Consider the following 18829-nt stretch of genomic DNA (forward strand, 5'->3'; position numbering starts at 1 on the left):
GGATTGTATTTTATTAAGATTGGTCGGATTATACAAAGAGTCTATTTTATGTCTGGTAGCTGAGTTTATTTAAAAGGATTTTATATGCGAAATAAAAATATAATCATGTTGCTTATTAGTAGTTTGATTTTGTCAGGATGTGGGCAGGAATCTGATGATAAGGAAAGTCAGCAACAACAATCTACTACACCCACAGACCAGCAAGTACTTGCCGCGCAACAAGCGGCAACAAAAGTGGCGGAGCAAAGAGCCGCCGCCGCTAAAGCCGCTGCAGATGCGAAAGCAAAAACCTTAGCCCAGCATGAAGCGCAACAATCCTCAGACAAACAGGCTTTGCAGGGGCGATTGCAGGAAGCGCCAACATTTGAAAGAGCGGCTAAAGCAAAAGCTACACGTATCGCAAATCCAGGAACAGCTCGCTACCAGCAGTTCGATGATAATCCGGTTAAGCAGGTAGCGCAAAACCCGTTGGCGACGTTTAGCCTTGACGTCGACACCGGCAGCTATGCAAATGTACGGCGTTTCCTCAATCAAGGGCTGTTACCTCCGCCAGACTCTGTGCGGGTGGAGGAGATGGTCAATTATTTTCCGTCAGACTGGGTTATTAATGATAAAAGCAATAATAAAGAGCCTGTTCCCGCCACTAAGCCAATACCTTTCGCTATGCGCTATGAACTGGCATCTGCGCCCTGGAATGAGCAGCGAACATTGCTGAAAGTTGATATCCTGGCGAAAGATCGCAAAAGTGAAGAGTTACCAGCTTCTAATCTGGTCTTTCTTATCGACACTTCTGGTTCAATGATTTCTAGTGAACGTTTGCCACTTATTCAGTCTTCGTTGAAATTATTGGTCAAAGAACTTCGTGAGCAGGATAACATTGCCATCGTAACCTACGCTGGCGACTCCCGTATTGCGTTGCCTTCTACCTCAGGGAATCACAAGTCAGAAATTAATGCCGCGATTGATTCGCTGGATGCGGAAGGCAGTACCAATGGCGGTGCCGGGCTGGAACTGGCTTATCAGCAGGCGGCGAAGGGGTTTATTAAGGGCGGCATCAATCGCATTTTATTGGCCACTGACGGTGACTTTAACGTTGGTATTGACGATCCAAAATCGATTGAATCAATGGTCAAAAAACAGCGGGAGTCCGGTGTTACTCTTTCGACGCTTGGCGTGGGGGATGACAATTACAACGAGGCAATGATGGTGCGAATTGCCGATGTTGGTAACGGCAACTACAGCTACATTGATACTCTCTCTGAAGCGCAGAAAGTGTTGAACAGTGAAATGCGGCAGACGTTGATTACCGTAGCAAAAGATGTCAAAGCGCAAATAGAGTTTAACCCCGCGTGGGTAACGGAATACCGTCAGATTGGTTATGAAAAGCGCCAACTTCGGGCGGAGGATTTTAATAACGACAACGTTGATGCGGGGGATATTGGCGCAGGTAAACATATAACGTTGTTATTCGAATTAACGCTGAATGGGCAAAAAGCATCAATTGATAAGTTACGCTATGCCCCGGATAACAAATCAGCGAAATCAGATAAAGCGAAAGAACTGGCCTGGTTAAAGATTCGTTGGAAATACCCGCAGGGAAAAGAAAGTCAGTTAGTTGAATTCCCGTTGGCACCCACAATAAACGCACCTTCAGAAGATATGCGTTTTCGCGCAGCAGTCGCTGCGTTTGGGCAAAAATTGCGCGGTTCTGAATACCTGAATAATACATCCTGGCAGCAGATCGAACAGTGGGCGCGGCAAGCGAAAGGACCGGATCAACAAGGCTACAGAGCGGAATTTATTCGCCTGATTGGGCTGGCGGAAGGTCTGGACAATTCACAAAACTAAAAATGATAAATCTGTTTGCCGGATATCGACATCAAGCGTATTCGGCAAACAGATGAAAAATACGTCAAATAAGTGCGTTGGCATCATTAAATTAATCTGCCAACTAACCACCGCTTTCGACTTAAATACTAAACACCGCGAAATCGCTCGCCAGTTCGGTTGCCGGGAAAATCGACCGACATTCGTGTAACAAGTGCTGACAGCCTTTATCATCATAGCGCGAACTAACATGGGTAATGATTAGTTTACCGACACCAGCTTCACGGGCCAGTGCCGCCGCCTGGCGTGTGGAGCTGTGGCCGCGACTGTTGGCTTTGGCCTCCATCGCCATATCCAGCGTCGCTTCGTGAACCATTATGTCGACACCTTTAGCAAGGTCGATTGCGGCATCGCAAGGGCCGGTATCACCGAAAATGGCGATTGATTTACCCGGTGTAGGCGCGTCTAAATAATCAGCGCCGTTAATCTGCCGACCGTCTTCCAGCGTGACTGTTTTGCCTTTTTTCAAATCCTGAAACAACGGACCGGGTTGTACACCGGCATCTTTTAACGCCCGGGCGTTCAGCGCGCCAGGTTTATCATGTTCCTCAATACGATAGCCGTAACATTCCAGCGGATGTTCCATCGGATAAGCTGTCACTTTACGCAAGCCATCATCAAGAATTTCGCCTGCGCTAATTTCAATAATCTCCAGTGGATAATCAGTCCACGAGCCACTAATGCGTAACGCTGTCTCAACAAATTCACGGATACCTTGCGGACCATAAATGGTTAAGGGTTGCACAATGCCTGACATGGAACGACTGCATAGCAACCCGGGCAAGCCAAAAAGATGATCGCCATGTAAATGGCTTATAAAAATCCTGTCCAGTTTTCCGGGGTTAAATGCTGTGTGCAACATCTGGTGTTGTGTACCTTCACCGCAGTCAAATAACCAAAGCCCGGCTCGCGTTGGATGTTGCAGATTAAGCAATATTGCCGTGACATTCCGTGTTCGGGTCGGAACCCCCGCTGAAGTACCTAAAAAAATTAATTCCATGAGTTCATCACGCTGCTGAAAATATTCCAGCTAGTATAAAGCAAACAGCACAAAGGAGCCTTCCATGATCGACTGGCAAGATCTGCATCATTCTGATTTATCTGTTTCTCAGCTTTATGCCTTATTACAACTACGCTGCGCGGTATTTGTGGTGGAGCAAAACTGCCCTTATCAGGATATCGACGGTGATGATCTGGTAGGAGAAAATCGCCATCTTCTCGGCTGGCATCACGGGACACTGGTGGCGTATGCGAGGATCCTGAAAAGTGATGATGATCTCGAACCGGTGGTGATTGGTCGGGTGATTGTCAGCGAAGCCTTACGCGGCGAAAAAATCGGTCAGCAATTGATGAGCAAGGCGCTGGAATCATGTACGCGCCACTGGCCGGACAAGGCGATTTATCTGGGGGCGCAGGCGCACTTACAAAACTTTTATGAGCAATTTGGTTTCATCCCAGTGACCGATATTTATGAGGAAGATGGTATTCCGCATATCGGGATGGCGCGCGAGGTTAATCAGGCGTGATTGATAACAGTTGTCTATAGTTAGTGGCAGGTTTTACGTAAATGGAGAACGAGAATGTCTAATCAATTTAGTGATACACGTATCGATGACGACCTGACGTTACTGAGTGAAACACTGGAAGAGGTGCTACGCTCCTCTGGCGATCCCGCCGATCAAAAATATGTTGAGCTAAAGGCGCGGGCAGAAAAGGCGCTGGATGATGTGAAAAAAAGGGTAAGTCAGGCTTCCGACAGCTATTACTATCGGGCGAAGCAGGCGGTATATCGTGCCGATGACTACGTCCATGAAAAACCCTGGCAGGGGATTGGCGTGGGCGCGGCCGTTGGACTGGTATTAGGACTGTTGCTGGCACGCCGTTAAAACCTCCCTACACTGGGGTACTGCATTTTTTGTGCAGTACCCCGTATAATGTGAGGCTTTTAACAGGGAGAGGTCCGCGTGCAATCACTTACTACGGCGCTGGGAAATCTACTGCGCCATTTGTCGCAAGAGATTCCGGCGACACCCGGCATTCGGGTTTTCGATGTTCCTTTCCCCCTTAATGACGCTTTTGATGCTTTAAGCTGGTTGGCCAGTCAGCAAACGTATCCGCAATTCTACTGGCAACAACGTAATGGTGATGAAGAGGCCGCGGTGCTGGGCGCGATTGCCAGCTTTACGTCGTTGGACCAGGCACAACGTTTTCTTCGTCAGTACCCGGAACATCCCGACTTACGCATTTGGGGGCTGAATGCGTTTGACCCGTCACAAGGTCATTTACTTTTGCCGCGTCTGGAATGGCGGCGCTGTGCGGGAAAAGCGAGCTTTCGCCTGACCCTTTTCAGCGAAACGTCCCTTCAGAATGACGCAAATCAGGCAAAAGAATTCATTACTACACTGGCGAATACCAAACCGTTGCCCGCGTTGCATTTAACCACTCCACAAGAAAACCACTGGCCAGACAAATCGGGCTGGACGCGGTTAATTAAACTGGCGACCGACACCATTGCGGAAGGTGAGCTGGATAAAGTCGTACTGGCGCGGGCGACAGATCTGCATTTTGCAAGTCCGGTCAATGCGGCGGCAATGATGGCTGCCAGCCGTCGACTGAATCTTAACTGTTACCATTTCTACATGGGCTTTGATGGCGAAAGCGCATTTCTCGGCTCAACGCCTGAGCGACTATGGCGGCGGCGTGACAAAGCGCTGCGCACTGAAGCCCTTGCCGGAACGGTGGCAAATGACCCCGACGATAAACAGGCGCAGCGGTTGGCCGAGTGGCTGATGGCGGATGATAAAAACCAACGTGAAAACATGCTGGTGGTGGAAGATATCTGCCAGCGATTACAGTCTGATACCCAGACACTGGATGTTTTGCCGCCGCAGGTACTTCGTCTGCGAAAAGTACAACATCTGCGTCGCTGCATCTGGACTTCACTCAATAAAGCAGATGACGAGGTTTGCTTGCATCAGTTGCAGCCAACGGCAGCCGTAGCAGGCTTACCGCGCGATCTGGCGCGGCAGTTTATCGCGCAACACGAACCGTTTACCCGTGAATGGTACGCTGGCTCTGCGGGTTATCTTTCTCTACAACAAAGTGAATTCTGCGTTTCCCTGCGCTCGGCAAAAATCAGTGACAATGTAGTGCGTCTGTATGCCGGAGCAGGTATTGTCCGTGGCTCAGATCCCGAGCAAGAGTGGCAGGAAATCGACAACAAAGCGGCAGGACTGCGGACTTTATTACAAATGGAATAGTAATGAGTCGCATCATTATCGATTCATATCAATAATCTAATTTTGTAGCTCTCTATACTTAGCCGCAATATTGATACCGGACAAACTCATGTCAGTAAGCGCATTTAACCGACGCTGGGCGGCGGTCATTCTGGAAGCATTAACACGTCACGGCGTCAGACACGTCTGCATTGCCCCTGGCTCTCGTTCTACGCCATTAACTCTGGCGGCAGCGGAAAATTCCGCATTCATTCATCACACCCATTTTGATGAGCGTGGGCTGGGACATCTGGCGCTGGGGCTGGCGAAGGTCAGCAAACAGCCGGTGGCGGTGATTGTGACCTCCGGCACGGCGGTAGCGAATCTCTATCCGGCGCTGATTGAGGCTGGGTTAACTGGAGAAAAACTGATCCTGTTAACCGCCGATCGTCCTCCGGAACTGATTGATTGCGGTGCGAATCAGGCGATTCGCCAGCCGGGTATGTTCGCTTCTCATCCCACGCATAGCATTTCACTACCACGCCCGACCCAGGATATTCCTGCGCGTTGGCTGGTTTCCACCATCGATCACGCTTTAGGTACGCTGCATACGGGGGGAGTCCATATCAACTGCCCGTTTGCCGAACCGCTGTATGGCGAGATGGACGACACGGGGCTGGCGTGGCAACAACGCCTGGGCGACTGGTGGCAGGATGATAAACCGTGGCTGCGTGAAGCCCCTCGGCTGGAGAGCGAAAAACAGCGCGACTGGTTCTTCTGGCGGCAAAAGCGCGGCGTGGTGGTTGCGGGGCGCATGAGTGCGGAAGAGGGCAAAAAAGTTGCCCAGTGGGCGCAAACTCTTGGCTGGCCGCTGATTGGCGACGTGCTGTCGCAAACCGGGCAACCGCTGCCGTGTGCCGACTTGTGGTTAGGTAATGCTAAAGCGATTGGCGAGTTACAGCAGGCGCAGATTGTGATCCAGGTGGGTAGTAGCCTGACCGGAAAACGGTTACTGCAATGGCAGGCGAATTGTGAACCGGAAGAATACTGGATTGTTGATAACATCGAAGGGCGACTCGACCCGGCGCATCACCGTGGACGTCGGCTGATTGCCAATATTACTGACTGGCTGGAGTTGCATCCGGCTGAAAAACGTCAGCCCTGGTGCGTGGAGATCCCGCGTCTGGCTGAACAGGCGATGCAGGCAGTTGTTACCCGTCGCGATGCATTTGGCGAAGCACAACTGGCGCACCGCATCAGCGAATACCTACCGGAACAGGGGCAACTGTTTGTCGGTAACAGCCTGGTGGTGCGTTTGATCGACGCACTCTCGCAACTTCCGGCAGGTTACCCGGTTTACAGCAATCGTGGAGCCAGCGGTATTGACGGTCTGATCTCGACCGCCGCTGGCGTTCAGCGGGCGAGCGGTAAACCGACACTGGCGATTGTTGGCGATCTCTCGGCGCTTTACGACCTGAACGCGCTGGCCTTGTTGCGCCAGGTTTCCGCGCCGCTGGTATTAATTGTGGTGAACAATAACGGCGGGCAAATCTTCTCGCTACTTCCCACACCAAAAAGCGAGCGTGAGCGTTTTTATTTAATGCCACAGAACGTTCATTTTGAGCACGCTGCCGCCATGTTCGAACTGAAATATCATCGCCCGCAAAACTGGGATGAGTTTGAATCGGCTCTGGCTGGCGCATGGCGCACCCCGACCACCACCGTGATTGAAATGGTCGTTAACGATACTGATGGTGCGCAAACACTCCAGCAGTTGCTGGCGCAGGTAAGCCATTTATGATCCTGCATGCGCAGGCAAAACACGGCAAGCCAGGTTTACCCTGGCTGGTTTTTCTGCACGGTTTTTCCGGAGATTGCCGCGAATGGCAGGAAGTGGGCGAGGCGTTTACGGACTACTCGCGATTGTATGTGGATCTCCCCGGACACGGCGGTTCAATGGCTATCAGCGTTGATGGTTTTGCTGATGTCACCGATGTGCTGCATAACACTCTTGTTAGTTACAACATACTAAATTACTGGCTGGTGGGATACTCCCTCGGTGGACGCGTGGCGATGATGGCGGCTTGTCAGGGGATGCCGGGGATTGGTGGGGTGATTGTCGAAGGCGGGCATCCAGGGCTGCAAAGTGCTGAACAACGTGCAGAACGTCAGCTTTCCGATCACCGCTGGGCGCAGCGTTTTCGCTCAGAACCGTTAACCGCGGTATTTACCGACTGGTATCAACAGCCTGTTTTTGCCTCGCTCAACGATGAGCAACGCCGGGAGCTGGTGGCACTGCGCAGCAACAATAACGGTGTAACTCTTGCCGCCATGCTGGAGGCTACTTCTCTCGCCGTCCAGCCTGATTTACGTGCTAACCTTAGCACCCGCACATTTACGTTTTATTATTTATGTGGTGAACGTGACAGCAAATTCCGCGCTCTGGCAGCGGAACTGGCTGCCGACTGCCATGTCATTCCTCGCGCCGGACATAACGCGCACCGGGAAAATCCCGCTGGCGTAATCGCAAGTCTGGCGCAGATCTTGCGTTTCTGACTAAAGGACACAATATGATTTATCCTGATGAAGCAATGCTTTACGCACCGGTTGAATGGCACGACTGTTCCGAAGGTTTCGAGGACATTCGTTATGAAAAATCCACCGACGGTATCGCAAAAATCACCATTAATCGTCCGCAGGTGCGCAATGCCTTCCGTCCTCTGACGGTAAAAGAGATGATCCAGGCGCTGGCGGATGCGCGTTATGACGATAACATCGGCGTAATTATTCTGACTGGCGCAGGCGATAAAGCATTCTGCTCTGGCGGCGATCAGAAAGTGCGCGGCGACTACGGCGGCTATAAAGATGACTCCGGCGTACATCACCTGAACGTGCTGGACTTCCAGCGTCAGATCCGTACCTGTCCGAAACCAGTTGTCGCGATGGTTGCAGGTTACTCCATCGGCGGCGGTCATGTTCTACATATGATGTGCGACCTGACCATTGCGGCTGAAAACGCTATTTTCGGTCAGACTGGTCCGAAAGTTGGTTCCTTCGACGGTGGCTGGGGCGCTTCTTATATGGCTCGCATTGTCGGGCAGAAAAAAGCGCGTGAAATCTGGTTCCTGTGCCGTCAGTACGACGCCAAACAGGCGCTGGATATGGGCCTTGTGAACACCGTTGTACCGCTGGCGGATCTGGAAAAAGAAACCGTCCGCTGGTGTCGCGAAATGCTGCAAAACAGCCCAATGGCACTGCGCTGCCTGAAAGCCGCGCTGAATGCTGACTGTGATGGTCAGGCGGGGCTGCAGGAGCTGGCAGGTAACGCCACCATGCTGTTCTACATGACGGAAGAAGGTCAGGAAGGTCGTAACGCTTTCAACCAGAAACGTCAGCCTGATTTCAGCAAATTCAAACGGAATCCGTAATGCGTAGCGCGCAGGTATACCGCTGGCAGATCCCCATGGACGCGGGGGTGGTTCTGCGCGACAGGCGGTTAAAAACCCGCGACGGGCTGTATGTTTGCCTGCGTGAGGGCGAGCGTGAAGGGTGGGGAGAGATCTCCCCACTGCCGGGTTTCAGTCAGGAAACCTGGGAAGAAGCGCAGAGCGTGCTGCTTTCCTGGGTAAATAACTGGCTGGCAGGTGATTGCGAGCTACCGCAGATGCCTTCCGTCGCCTTTGGTGTGAGCTGTGCGCTGGCGGAGCTTACTGATGCGTTGCCGCAGGCAGCCAATTACCGTGCAGCGCCGCTGTGTAATGGCGATCCCGACGACCTGATCCTCAAACTTGCCGATATGCCTGGTGAGAAAGTGGCGAAGGTCAAAGTGGGATTGTACGAAGCGGTGCGCGACGGCATGGTGGTGAATCTGTTGCTGGAAGCGGTTCCGGATCTGCATTTGCGTCTTGACGCAAATCGCGCCTGGACGCCGCTGAAGGGTCAGCAGTTTGCGAAATACGTCAACCCTGATTACCGCGACCGCATCGCCTTCCTTGAAGAACCGTGCAAAACCCGTGATGATTCGCGCGCGTTTGCCCGTGAAACCGGCATCGCTATTGCCTGGGATGAAAGTCTGCGTGAGGCGGATTTTGCCTTTGTGACAGAAGAAGGGGTTCGGGCTGTGGTTATCAAGCCCACGCTAACCGGTAGCCTGGAGAAAGTGCGTGAACAGGTGCAGGCAGCCCACGCGCTGGGGCTGACGGCGGTGATCAGTTCTTCCATCGAGTCGAGTTTAGGTTTAACGCAACTGGCGCGGGTTGCCGCCTGGTTAACGCCCGACACTATTCCGGGGCTGGATACGCTGGATCTGATGCAGGCGCAGCAGGTTCGTCGCTGGCCGGGTAGCCCGCTGCCGTTAGTGGAAGTGGATGCACTGGAGCGGCTGCTATGATCTTCTCTGACTGGCCGTGGCGTCACTGGCGGCAAGTGCGGGGAGAAGCCATTGCCTTGCGTCTCAATAACGAGCAACTCAACTGGCGCGAGCTTTGTAGTCGCGTCGATGAGTTGGCTTCGGGTTTTGTGGCGCAGGGTGTGGTTGCAGGCAGCGGGGTGATGTTGCGGGCATGGAATACACCGCAAACGCTGCTCGTCTGGCTGGCGCTACTACAATGTGGGGCGCGAGTTCTGCCCGTAAACCCACAGCTTCCGCAACCGTTGCTTGAGGAATTGTTGCCCAATCTTACTCTGCAATTCGCGTTGGTGCCGGAAGGAGAAAACACGTTTCCGGCGTTAACTTCGCTGCAAATTCAGGTAGGAGAAGGCGCATACGTTGCCTCGTGGCAGCCGCAGCGTTTGTGCTCCATGACCTTAACTTCTGGTTCCACCGGTTTGCCGAAAGCCGCTGTCCATACCTGCCAGGCACACCTTGCCAGTGCGCAAGGTGTGTTATCGCTGATCCCCTTTGGTGAGCACGATGACTGGTTGCTCTCTTTGCCGCTGTTTCATGTTTCCGGTCAGGGGATTTTGTGGCGCTGGTTATACGCTGGCGCGCGGATGACGGTACGCGACAAACAACCGCTGGAACAAATGCTGGCAGGCTGTACTCACGCCTCGCTGGTGCCGACGCAGCTCTGGCGATTGCTGGTAAATCGCAGTTCGGTTTCCCTGAAAGCGGTGTTGCTTGGCGGCGCGGCAATTCCGGTCGAACTGACGGAGCAGGCACGCGGGCAGGGCATTCGTTGCTTTTGCGGCTATGGCCTGACAGAGTTCGCCTCTACGGTGTGTGCGAAAGAAGCCGACGGTCTGGCTGATGTCGGTTTTCCGTTGCCGGGGCGGGAAGTCAAAATCGTCAAGGATGAAGTATGGCTACGGGCTGCCAGCATGGCGGAGGGTTACTGGCGGAACGGACAACTGGTGCCGCTGGTCAATGACGAAGGCTGGTACGCTACCCGCGATCGTGGTGAGCTGCATAATGGCAAGCTGACTATTGTCGGGCGCTTAGACAACCTGTTCTTTAGCGGCGGCGAAGGTATTCAGCCTGAAGAGGTGGAGCGGGTTATTGCTGCGCATCCGGCGGTTTTGCAGGTATTTATCGTTCCCGTTGCAGACAAGGAGTTTGGTCATCGACCGGTAGCCGTTGTGGAGTATGACCAGCAAAGTGTTGATCTTAGCGAATGGGTGAAAGACAAGCTGGCGCGTTTTCAGCAACCAGTGCGTTGGCTTATGCTGCCGCCAGAGTTGAAAAACGGCGGCATTAAAATTTCACGTCAGGTGCTAAAAGAGTGGGTGCAACGTCAGGATTAAAAAATCATTAGTTTCATCTCTCATTTCCGCTATTCCATTGCCGTTGATAAAGAGTTTATCTGTTAATCTGTAAATTAATGTGAAAATTCTTATTAAACAGGATGGTGCAATGGAATGGCTGGTCAAAAAATCGTGCAGTAATAAGCAAGATAACAGACACATACTGAAGCTTTGTGATGCTGGCGGCACGATAAGAATGATTGCTGAAGTGCAAACTGACTTTAGCGTTAAATCAGGTGACCTGCTTTCTCCTCTACAGGATGCGCTTTATTGCATTAACCGGGAAAAGCAGCACACGGTGAAAGTCCTCTCGGCAAGCAGTTATAGTCCTGATGAGTGGGAACGACAGTGTAAATCTGGTGAAAAACATCAGTAACGTTGTTTTGCAATCGGCATGAAAATCAGCGTTAATCCGCACATAATACAGGCTACGCCCAGCATAGCCTTCAGCGAAAAAGTTCCTTCCCAGCCGGGAAGTATCATTGATGCAATCCATACCAGTACATAACTTACACTCAGTAAGGCGTAGGCTTTGCTGAGTGCCAGTTGATGTAACGCTTTATACCAGCAAAAAACGGAGATCAGATAACCAACCAGGCCGACAACCAGCATTCGGGCACCGAAATCAAAAGCAAAAAGCGCTGCGATAAAATCCCATAATTGCGTCATCGGCGGCAGATGACTCGCCGCATAACCCAGACTTAATTGTGCAGCGGAAGCAATAATGACGCTGAATAATCCCCACATCAGGCCCATTACACCGTACTCCCCAGGATCACAATGCCGCCAATAATGAATGCCACCCCACACCAGTGGCGAAAAGACACCGGTTCGTGCCACAGTTTTATTGCTGCCAGCGTCACCCAGACAAAATTCAGGCTCAACATCGGGTAGGCAATGCCTACCGGCACGTTCTGTAATACCAGTAGCCAGAGTGCCATTGCCAGCCCGAGGCACACCAATGCCAGCGTCAGCCACAGTGCAATATGTTTGCGCCGTTTACTTACCGCCACAAAGCGAGTTGCCTGTTTCTGGCAGAGTTGCCCGGCTACGCTAAGCAGGCTGGCAAAGACTAAAATCAGCCAGATCATTTGGGGCGATACTGAATGAGTACCAGACGCCCCTGATGATCGACGGCATCTGCAGGTGGAATGGCGAGACGGTTGATATCCTCATCGCGGTCAACCGAAAGCACGAGTGTAATAATCCCCTCCTGTCGATGCTGATTTAGCCATTTGGCAAAATCATCGCCGCTGACAAATCTGCTTTTCGCATCCGGGTAATTAAGACCATATTTCAATTCACCCGTCTGGCGATACATGATGATGTCGTCGCGTTGCAGGCTCCATGCCAGACCAGCGGCAACACCGACGCTATCAGTAAGAATATAGCGGCTCGGCTGGAGTGACTCTTGCGTCATCTCAACAAAAAACTGCGGGTGTTTCCCTTCCATGACTCTGTCGGGGATCGCAAATCCCACGAGCAACGCCAGCCCCAACGGACAAAGCGCCGCAAAGGGCCAGTTTTTTTCCACATTCGTTAAGGTGTACCAACCGAAAAATGCCCACAGCGAAAAAATCGACCAGGAACAAAAGACCTTATAGATTTCGAAAGTCTGCCAGACAGGCGTGCCCATTGGTCCCCAGGGCGAAACAACAAACGTGGCAATAATGCCAGTGACGCCAAAAGCGATGTTAATCCAGCCATTAATCCGCAGCGCCAGAGGATTATTTTTTGCTGCCAGCAGAGCGTAATGCACCATCAGCATTGCCAGAGGCGCAAAGCAGGAGAGAATATAGGTCGGTAATTTACCTTTGGCGACAGAGAAAAACAGCAGCGGCATCACCGCCCAGCTCAAGAGATAGACGGTTGCGGAATGACGACGGTTTTTCCAGCTTGCGCGCAGCGCGCCGGGGAGCAATCCCAGCCACGGCAGGCTACCGGCAATGATGACAGGTAAGTAGTACCAGAACGGGGCTTTATGTTGGGCATCATCCATCGCAAAGCGTTGAACATGTTCAACCCAGAAAAAGTAATGCCAGAAGTCAGGCTCCCGTTGTGCTATTGCCAGCCCCCAGGGAAGAACAGTCAGTACGCAACTGGCAACAGCCAGTCCGCCGTAAATAAGGAGATCTTTCCAGCGTTTTTGCATGGCTACCCACGGCAGCACGCTCAATACCGGTACGGCGAGGGCGAGAAAACCTTTAGTCATCACCCCCATGCCGCAGGTTAACCCCAGCAGTAAAAATCCCGCGCTTTTGCCTTTCCAGGTTTGCGCGTCCATTGCCAGCCAGAAGCTGCACATTCCCGCCACCAGCCAGAATGCAATGAATGGGTCGAGCACCGCATAAGTGCCGATGGCGTAGACAATAAACAGCGAGAGATAAACCACTGCGGCGAGTAGTGCCAGACGCTTATCGTGCCATAAACGCAGAGAAAACCAGGCCACCAGCGCGGCGGTTAACAGGGTCGCAAAGATAACGCCTGCCCGCACACCAACGTTATTCGCGCCAAACAGCCATTGCCCAATACTGTTGATCCAGTATCCGGCAATGGGTTTTTCGAAATAGCGTAGCCCTAACAGATGGGGCACAATCCAGTCGCCGGAGGCCAGCATTTCCCGACTGATTTCCGCATAACGCGTTTCATCGGGTTGCCAGAGCAGACGATAATTAATCGGCAAGAGATAATAGACAGTGATAAACGCAAAGAATGCTGCGTAATAGCGAACAGATTTCATGGACGAGTTCCCGCAGCTTGTTGGCAACCGAGCCAGCCTTCACGTCCGGCAATACTTCCGCGGACAACTTGCCCGAGTGGCAAAGTCTCTGATAACAACTCGCTTAAAGGGCAAAACGTAATACCTGCACAGGCGGCACGTTTCAGAAGATCGACAAAATAATGCTGATAAGTGCAGCCTTCGACTTCTGCATGAATGGTATAAACCGGCGTCCCTTTCTCTCGCAGGATGCGGTTGAGCAGCCAGCCGTTAAAATCTTCCGCTTTCACATCCCGGCCAATGACTTCATCCCAGGTGGGTAACGTCACCGGGATTTGTGCTGTACCCGGTTTTCCTGATTCGAGCAACGGACGAAACGGCATTACTCCGCGACAATCGCTGTTGTAGCGCAAATGGAACGCTTCTTTTGCCTCAATCACCTGTTGATCGGCTCGCCAGCCAGCGGCGGCGGAACAGGTTATCGGTTGGCCAATAATCTCTTCCAGTGTGTGAAGACCACGCGCGATATCGTTCACCATCGTTTGCCGATCCCAGCTACCGCTATGGGCTTGCCAGGCGTGGTGATCCCAGGCGTGCAGGCCAACTTCGTGGTGTTTAGCCGCTTCACGAATGATGTCGGCATTGGCGTGGCCAATCTCTTTTCCTGGCCATGCAGTGCCTGCCAGCAGAATATCCCAGCCATAAAGCGACGCTGCGTTTGATCGCAACATCTTCATCAAAAACTGCGGCTTCACCAGCCGCCAGAGATGACGGCCCATATTGTCGGGGCCGACGCTGAAAAAAATGCTGGCCTGAATATTATGCTGACTCAAGATTTCCAGCAGACGCGGCACGCCTTCGCGGGTGCCGCGAAAGGTATCAACATCAATGCGTAAGCCCACTTTGATCATGATTATTTATCCGTAAGATCGACAGTGCGCAGGAAGAAATCCAGCGTCTCATCGATGGTTTCCTGCATATCAATTTTCGGTTCCCAATCCAGGCAGCGGCGGGCATTGCGGATGCCAGGCTTACGATGTGCCACGTCCTGATATCCTTTACCGTAGTAGCTGCTACTTTCGACGATGCGAAAGCCTGCAAACGGTGGGAAGTGATGGCGTAGAGGATGTTTTTCAAAGCTTGCCAGTAGCATCTGGCCCAGTTCTTCAATGCTCGCTTCGTTATCGGGGTTGCCGATATTAATAATCTCGCCATCACAGCGATTTCCCGTGTTTTCGATAATGCGAAACAGTGCTTCGATGCCGTCCCGAATATCAGTAAAGCAGCGTTTTTGTTTTCCGCCATCAATCAGCTTAATTGGCGATCCTTCTACCAGGTTTAGAATGAGTTGTGTAATGGCGCGCGAACTGCCAATTCGCGCTGCATTAAGGTTATCCAGCCGTGGCCCCATCCAGTTAAACGGCCGGAAGAGGGTAAACTGCAATCCTTCTTTTTCGCCATACGCCCAAATCACCCGGTCAAGCAATTGTTTTGATACCGAATAAATCCAGCGCGGTTTATTCACCGGCCCGACGATCAAATTAGAATGGTCTTCGTCGAAATATTTATCATTACACATCCCGTAAACTTCCGAGGTCGACGGGAAGATAATTCGCTTACGGTACTTCACGCAGTAACGGATAATGCGCAGATTCTCTTCAAAATCGAGTTCAAATACGCGCAGCGGGTTGCGGGTATACTCAATCGGTGTGGCAATCGCCACCAGCGGCAATACGACATCACATTTTTTGACGTGGTACTCAATCCATTCAGAATGAATGCTGATATCACCTTCGACAAAGTGAAAATGCGGATGATTAAGGAAACGACTAATGGCGTCGCTGCCGATATCCAACCCGTAGACTTCATAATGATCTTCGCGCAGCAGGCGTTCTGTCAGATGGTTGCCAATAAAGCCATTCACCCCGAGGATCAACACCCGGGTACGGCGTCGGGCGGTGCAAACAGGTTGACTGTTAAGTCTTGAACCTTCAACCAGCCCTAGCGTCTGGGCTAATTGCGAACCTTGCATAGTAATTCCATCGCCCGCCTGTCCGGTGACAATTTCCAGCGCACCATCGCCACAGGCAATTAACAGCGGTGCAGCAGAAATCACGCTCCCCGGTTGTGCTGTGGACGCATGAGAATGCACGCGTGACGACCAGACGGTGAATTTCTGATTGCCTACATAGCTGAAGGCGCCAGGCCACGGATCGGCAACGGCACGCACCATGTTATGCAGTACGGATGCCGGTTTGTGCCACTCAAGGACGCTGTCATCTGGCGTTCTGCGACCAAAACAGGTGGCTTCGCTCTCGCGCTGGGCGATTTCCAGAATATTACCGTGTTTAATGGCGGGTAACGTCTGTTCCAGCAACTGACGCGCGGCGTAGCACAATTTATGATGCAGCGTAATGGCGATATCGTCCGGTGCAATGGCAACGCGTAGCTGGGCAACAATGGCTCCGGCATCGGCACGTTTCACCATCCGATGCAACGTAACGCCAGTTTCCGTTTCACCGTTCACCAGTACCCAGTTCAGTGGCGCGCGGCCGCGATATTTCGGTAACAGCGAACCATGCAGATTAAACGCGCCAGTGGGGGCAAGTTGCAAAATCTCGTCGCTGATCAAATGGCGATAATAAAAAGAGAAAATCACATCAGGTGACAGTTGGGCAATGCGTTCCACCCACAGAGGATGATTAACGTTATCCGGCGCGTAAACCGGAATCCCTCTTTCCGCCGCCAGGCGAGCGACCGAACCATAAAATGCTTTTTCGCCAGGATTATCGGTATGAGTAAAAATGGCGCTAATTTCGTAACCGGCAGCCAGCAAGGCTTCAATACCCAGGCAACCCATATCGTGATAGGCAAAAACGACGGCTTTCATTATTCATTTTCCTTGCTGGATGGACGGATAACTTGCTGCACAAAATAGCGGGGGCGGGCGCGGACATCGGTGTAGATCCGGCCAATATATTCACCGAGTAATCCCATGCCGATAAACTGAGCGCCAATAAAGGTAAACAGTACGGCAAACAGCATAAAGACGCCTTCTGCCGCCCACTGCGGTCCGAACGTCAGGCGTAAAATCACCAGTAGTACCGCAATGCTAAAACCACCAATCGCAATAATGCTGCCAAGCAGACTAAGCATACGTAACGGTGTGGTCGTGAGGCAGGTCACCAGGTCGTACATCAAATTAATCAGGCGCATAAAGCTGTATTTTGATTCGCCAAACTCACGCTCGGCATGGTGTACCGGAATTTCAATGGCGCGGCGGGCGAAGATATTCGCCAGAATCGGAATAAAGGTGCTGCGTTCATGGCAGTGCAACATGGCATCGACAATATGACGACGATAAGCGCGCAGCATACAGCCGTAGTCGCCCATCGCTTTGCCGGTGGTGCGCTGGATCAGTCGGTTAATCATCTTCGAGGCAGTTTTACGAAACCAGGTGTCCTGGCGGTTCTGGCGCACAGTCCCTACCACGTCGTAACCTTCATCGGCTTTTTCCACCAGGTGGGGGATCTCTTCTGGCGGATTCTGGAGATCGGCATCAAGAGTAATGATTAAGTCGCCGGTAACGTGACTGAAACCCGCCATAATTGCCGAATGTTGTCCGTAATTGCGGTTAAGCAAAATAGACACAATATGGCTGCCCTCTGCTTGTGAGGCATCGACCAGCATTTGCGCAGAATTGTCGTTACTGCCGTCATCAACCAGCAGTATTTCATACTCTTTGCCCAGCAATTCACAGGCTGCGGTGGTGCGCCTGATTAATTCCGGTAAACTTTCCTGCTCGTTATAAACGGGAATAACCACCGAGACTTTCTTAACAGGGTGGATGTCAAACATGGCTTATTGTCCTGCAAGTTGCTGAAGGGCTGTGATGACGCGGTCGGCATCGGCGGTGGTCATATCCGGGAAAAGCGGCAACGAACAGATGCGTTCGCTATTCCATTCGGTATTCGGTAACGACAGCGTGGGAAAACGCTCACGATAATATTTTTGCGTGTGAGCTGCGCGGAAATGTAACCCAGTGCCAATGCCTCTTTCTTTCAGTGCTTCCATCAACGCATCGCGGCTGATATCACAACGTTGTTCATCAACACGAATAATAAACAGATGCCAGGCGTGAACATGTGGCCATGTGGGAAGCTTCAGAGGCTGGAAGGGTAGATCCACCAGTGCTTGTTGATATTGCAGGGCAATTTCTCGACGACGGGTATTTAGTTGCTCTAATTTATTCAACTGCGTCAGAGCAATCGCGGCGTTAATATCGGTCAGATTGTACTTATAGCCTGGTGTTAATACTTCAGCCTGCGGTGCGCGACCCCATGTTTTTCGGTCGTATGCATCGACACCCAGACCATGAAATTTCAACATGCGTAACTGGCGAGCGAGATTTTCGTCATCAGTAACGACTAATCCACCTTCCGCACAGGTAATATTTTTGATGGCGTGAAATGAAAAAATAGCGGTGCCCTTCGCGCCAATATGTTGACCTTTGTAATTTGTACCGACGGCATGGGCGGCATCTTCAATGACTGCGATATCGTAGCGCTCACCAATGGCGCGAATGGCGTCAATATCTGCCGGCGCTCCGGCATAATGCACCGGGATGATCGCTTTGGTACGAGGTGTAATGGCCGCTTCGATTGCTTCAGGCGTGACCATCAGCGTATCGCGATCAACGTCCACCATCACCGGTGTTGCGCCCAACAGGGAGATCATATTGAGAGTTGAAACCCAGGTCATGGAGGGAGTAATGACTTCATCATCAACACCAACCCCCAGCGCCATCAGCGTGATGTGCATTCCGGCAGTGGCTGAACTGACTGCGATGGCATGCTGATTTCCCGTTAACAGGCAAAAGGCTTGTTCAAGTGCCTGATTCTTCGGACCGGTAGTGATCCATCCTGATTCGAGAACTTCTTTAACCGCGGCGAGTTCTTCCACACCCATTGCCGGACGTGAAAAAGGCAAAAAGTCTGACATGGTTTTTCCTTCGGTCATTGAATATCTTTCCCAGTTATTCGCTAATATTTGTCATAGGGAGCGTTATGTCTATTTTGCCATTTGGAGTGAAATTCTAAGGTTAGAATATTAATTTAACCTTAAGGAATGAATATAAGACTTAAATATTATTTTTTTTGTTTTTTCATCTTATTCGGGCTTTTAATTTGACAAAATTTAAGGCATTTTGCGTGCGCCGTAATGTTTTAATTTATCCCGCCACTATTTACCGATGAAAATGATG

Annotated in this window: 18 protein-coding genes; 10 read left to right on the plus strand and 8 right to left on the minus strand. The window is 51.6% G+C overall.

The window, feature by feature from the left end:
• The first annotated feature begins 84 nt into the window (after positions 1 to 84).
• A complete protein-coding gene (locus BEA93_RS12980; protein ID WP_061090386.1) occupies positions 85 to 1848 on the plus strand; it encodes a vWA domain-containing protein in 1764 nt (587 codons plus the stop codon).
• A gap of 121 nt (positions 1849 to 1969) precedes the next feature.
• Here BEA93_RS12980 and rbn read toward each other — a convergent pair whose 3' ends face one another.
• The gene (gene rbn, locus BEA93_RS12985) at positions 1970 to 2887 is read right to left on the minus strand and encodes a ribonuclease BN (RefSeq protein WP_000420121.1); all 918 of its coding nucleotides are present in this window, start codon (positions 2885 to 2887) and stop codon (positions 1970 to 1972) included.
• A gap of 64 nt (positions 2888 to 2951) precedes the next feature.
• Here rbn and BEA93_RS12990 point away from each other — a divergent pair, with 64 nt between their 5' ends.
• The 9 genes from BEA93_RS12990 to pmrD all read left to right on the plus strand — a co-directional run bounded on the left by BEA93_RS12990 (position 2952) and on the right by pmrD (position 11223).
• Complete coding sequence (locus BEA93_RS12990; protein ID WP_000568147.1) at positions 2952 to 3413, plus strand: GNAT family N-acetyltransferase; 462 nt, start codon at positions 2952 to 2954, stop codon at positions 3411 to 3413.
• Positions 3414 to 3467: 54 nt separating this feature from the next.
• Positions 3468 to 3773, plus strand: a complete 306-nt coding sequence (elaB, locus tag BEA93_RS12995) for a stress response protein ElaB (RefSeq protein WP_000070671.1) — start codon at positions 3468 to 3470, stop codon at positions 3771 to 3773.
• A gap of 78 nt (positions 3774 to 3851) precedes the next feature.
• A complete protein-coding gene (gene menF / locus BEA93_RS13000; protein ID WP_038355040.1) occupies positions 3852 to 5147 on the plus strand; it encodes an isochorismate synthase MenF in 1296 nt (431 codons plus the stop codon).
• Between the two features lie 88 nt (positions 5148 to 5235).
• Positions 5236 to 6906: a 2-succinyl-5-enolpyruvyl-6-hydroxy-3-cyclohexene-1-carboxylic-acid synthase gene (gene menD / locus BEA93_RS13005; RefSeq protein WP_000116403.1), complete on the plus strand. Its 1671-nt coding sequence runs from the start codon at positions 5236 to 5238 to the stop codon at positions 6904 to 6906.
• Positions 6903 to 7661: a 2-succinyl-6-hydroxy-2,4-cyclohexadiene-1-carboxylate synthase gene (menH, locus tag BEA93_RS13010; protein WP_105224638.1), complete on the plus strand. Its 759-nt coding sequence runs from the start codon at positions 6903 to 6905 to the stop codon at positions 7659 to 7661. The genes menD and menH overlap by 4 nt, the downstream gene beginning before the upstream one ends.
• Positions 7662 to 7675: 14 nt before the next feature.
• Positions 7676 to 8533 (plus strand): 1,4-dihydroxy-2-naphthoyl-CoA synthase, encoded by an 858-nt coding sequence (gene menB / locus BEA93_RS13015; RefSeq protein ID WP_000640000.1) that lies wholly within the window; start codon positions 7676 to 7678, stop codon positions 8531 to 8533.
• On the plus strand, positions 8533 to 9495 hold the full coding sequence (gene menC / locus BEA93_RS13020) for an o-succinylbenzoate synthase (RefSeq protein ID WP_105224639.1): 963 nt from the start codon (positions 8533 to 8535) through the stop codon (positions 9493 to 9495). Before menB ends, menC begins: the two co-directional genes overlap by 1 nt.
• Positions 9492 to 10847: an o-succinylbenzoate--CoA ligase gene (gene menE, locus BEA93_RS13025; RefSeq protein WP_016248999.1), complete on the plus strand. Its 1356-nt coding sequence runs from the start codon at positions 9492 to 9494 to the stop codon at positions 10845 to 10847. The genes menC and menE overlap by 4 nt, the downstream gene beginning before the upstream one ends.
• A 109-nt stretch (positions 10848 to 10956) precedes the next feature.
• Positions 10957 to 11223: a signal transduction protein PmrD gene (gene pmrD / locus BEA93_RS13030; protein WP_010376827.1), complete on the plus strand. Its 267-nt coding sequence runs from the start codon at positions 10957 to 10959 to the stop codon at positions 11221 to 11223.
• On the opposite strand, the gene arnF is transcribed toward pmrD, so the two are convergent.
• From arnF to arnB, 7 genes are read right to left on the minus strand one after another with little or no spacing between them, the layout of a single operon-like run.
• A complete protein-coding gene (gene arnF, locus BEA93_RS13035; protein WP_000523874.1) occupies positions 11217 to 11603 on the minus strand; it encodes a 4-amino-4-deoxy-L-arabinose-phosphoundecaprenol flippase subunit ArnF in 387 nt (128 codons plus the stop codon). The two genes, pmrD and arnF, sit on opposite strands and share 7 nt — an antisense overlap.
• A complete protein-coding gene (gene arnE / locus BEA93_RS13040; protein ID WP_000638004.1) occupies positions 11603 to 11938 on the minus strand; it encodes a 4-amino-4-deoxy-L-arabinose-phosphoundecaprenol flippase subunit ArnE in 336 nt (111 codons plus the stop codon). The genes arnF and arnE overlap by 1 nt, the downstream gene beginning before the upstream one ends.
• Positions 11935 to 13587 carry a lipid IV(A) 4-amino-4-deoxy-L-arabinosyltransferase gene (gene arnT / locus BEA93_RS13045; RefSeq protein WP_105224640.1) on the minus strand — a complete coding sequence of 551 codons (1653 nt, stop codon included), beginning with the start codon at positions 13585 to 13587 and terminating at the stop codon, positions 11935 to 11937. The genes arnE and arnT overlap by 4 nt, the downstream gene beginning before the upstream one ends.
• A complete protein-coding gene (gene arnD / locus BEA93_RS13050) occupies positions 13584 to 14477 on the minus strand; it encodes a 4-deoxy-4-formamido-L-arabinose-phosphoundecaprenol deformylase (RefSeq protein WP_000598503.1) in 894 nt (297 codons plus the stop codon). The genes arnT and arnD overlap by 4 nt, the downstream gene beginning before the upstream one ends.
• Positions 14478 to 14479: 2 nt before the next feature.
• The gene (arnA, locus tag BEA93_RS13055) at positions 14480 to 16456 is read right to left on the minus strand and encodes a bifunctional UDP-4-amino-4-deoxy-L-arabinose formyltransferase/UDP-glucuronic acid oxidase ArnA (protein ID WP_105224641.1); all 1977 of its coding nucleotides are present in this window, start codon (positions 16454 to 16456) and stop codon (positions 14480 to 14482) included.
• Entirely contained in the window at positions 16456 to 17424 is a 969-nt protein-coding gene (gene arnC, locus BEA93_RS13060; protein WP_000459655.1) for an undecaprenyl-phosphate 4-deoxy-4-formamido-L-arabinose transferase, read from the minus strand. Before arnC ends, arnA begins: the two co-directional genes overlap by 1 nt.
• Positions 17425 to 17427: 3 nt before the next feature.
• Positions 17428 to 18567, minus strand: a complete 1140-nt coding sequence (gene arnB, locus BEA93_RS13065; RefSeq protein WP_001516764.1) for a UDP-4-amino-4-deoxy-L-arabinose aminotransferase — start codon at positions 18565 to 18567, stop codon at positions 17428 to 17430.
• Positions 18568 to 18829: the final 262 nt, after the last annotated feature.

The organism is Escherichia sp. MOD1-EC5950, from assembly GCF_002965345.1.
In the GTDB taxonomy this organism is placed as follows: Bacteria; Pseudomonadota; Gammaproteobacteria; order Enterobacterales; family Enterobacteriaceae; genus Escherichia; species Escherichia marmotae.

Coding starts and splice junctions, on each gene's coding strand:
- arnD (WP_000598503.1), bottom strand. CDS start 14,477: ATGATCAAAGTGGGCTTACGCATTGATGTTGATACCTTTCGCGGCACC.
- arnB (WP_001516764.1), bottom strand. CDS start 18,567: ATGTCAGACTTTTTGCCTTTTTCACGTCCGGCAATGGGTGTGGAAGAA.
- pmrD (WP_010376827.1), top strand. CDS start 10,957: ATGGAATGGCTGGTCAAAAAATCGTGCAGTAATAAGCAAGATAACAGA.
- arnC (WP_000459655.1), bottom strand. CDS start 17,424: ATGTTTGACATCCACCCTGTTAAGAAAGTCTCGGTGGTTATTCCCGTT.
- menB (WP_000640000.1), top strand. CDS start 7,676: ATGATTTATCCTGATGAAGCAATGCTTTACGCACCGGTTGAATGGCAC.
- elaB (WP_000070671.1), top strand. CDS start 3,468: ATGTCTAATCAATTTAGTGATACACGTATCGATGACGACCTGACGTTA.
- arnA (WP_105224641.1), bottom strand. CDS start 16,456: ATGAAAGCCGTCGTTTTTGCCTATCACGATATGGGTTGCCTGGGTATT.
- arnT (WP_105224640.1), bottom strand. CDS start 13,587: ATGAAATCTGTTCGCTATTACGCAGCATTCTTTGCGTTTATCACTGTC.
- BEA93_RS12980 (WP_061090386.1), top strand. CDS start 85: ATGCGAAATAAAAATATAATCATGTTGCTTATTAGTAGTTTGATTTTG.
- arnF (WP_000523874.1), bottom strand. CDS start 11,603: ATGGGCCTGATGTGGGGATTATTCAGCGTCATTATTGCTTCCGCTGCA.
- menH (WP_105224638.1), top strand. CDS start 6,903: ATGATCCTGCATGCGCAGGCAAAACACGGCAAGCCAGGTTTACCCTGG.
- menE (WP_016248999.1), top strand. CDS start 9,492: ATGATCTTCTCTGACTGGCCGTGGCGTCACTGGCGGCAAGTGCGGGGA.
- arnE (WP_000638004.1), bottom strand. CDS start 11,938: ATGATCTGGCTGATTTTAGTCTTTGCCAGCCTGCTTAGCGTAGCCGGG.
- menC (WP_105224639.1), top strand. CDS start 8,533: ATGCGTAGCGCGCAGGTATACCGCTGGCAGATCCCCATGGACGCGGGG.
- menD (WP_000116403.1), top strand. CDS start 5,236: ATGTCAGTAAGCGCATTTAACCGACGCTGGGCGGCGGTCATTCTGGAA.
- rbn (WP_000420121.1), bottom strand. CDS start 2,887: ATGGAATTAATTTTTTTAGGTACTTCAGCGGGGGTTCCGACCCGAACA.
- BEA93_RS12990 (WP_000568147.1), top strand. CDS start 2,952: ATGATCGACTGGCAAGATCTGCATCATTCTGATTTATCTGTTTCTCAG.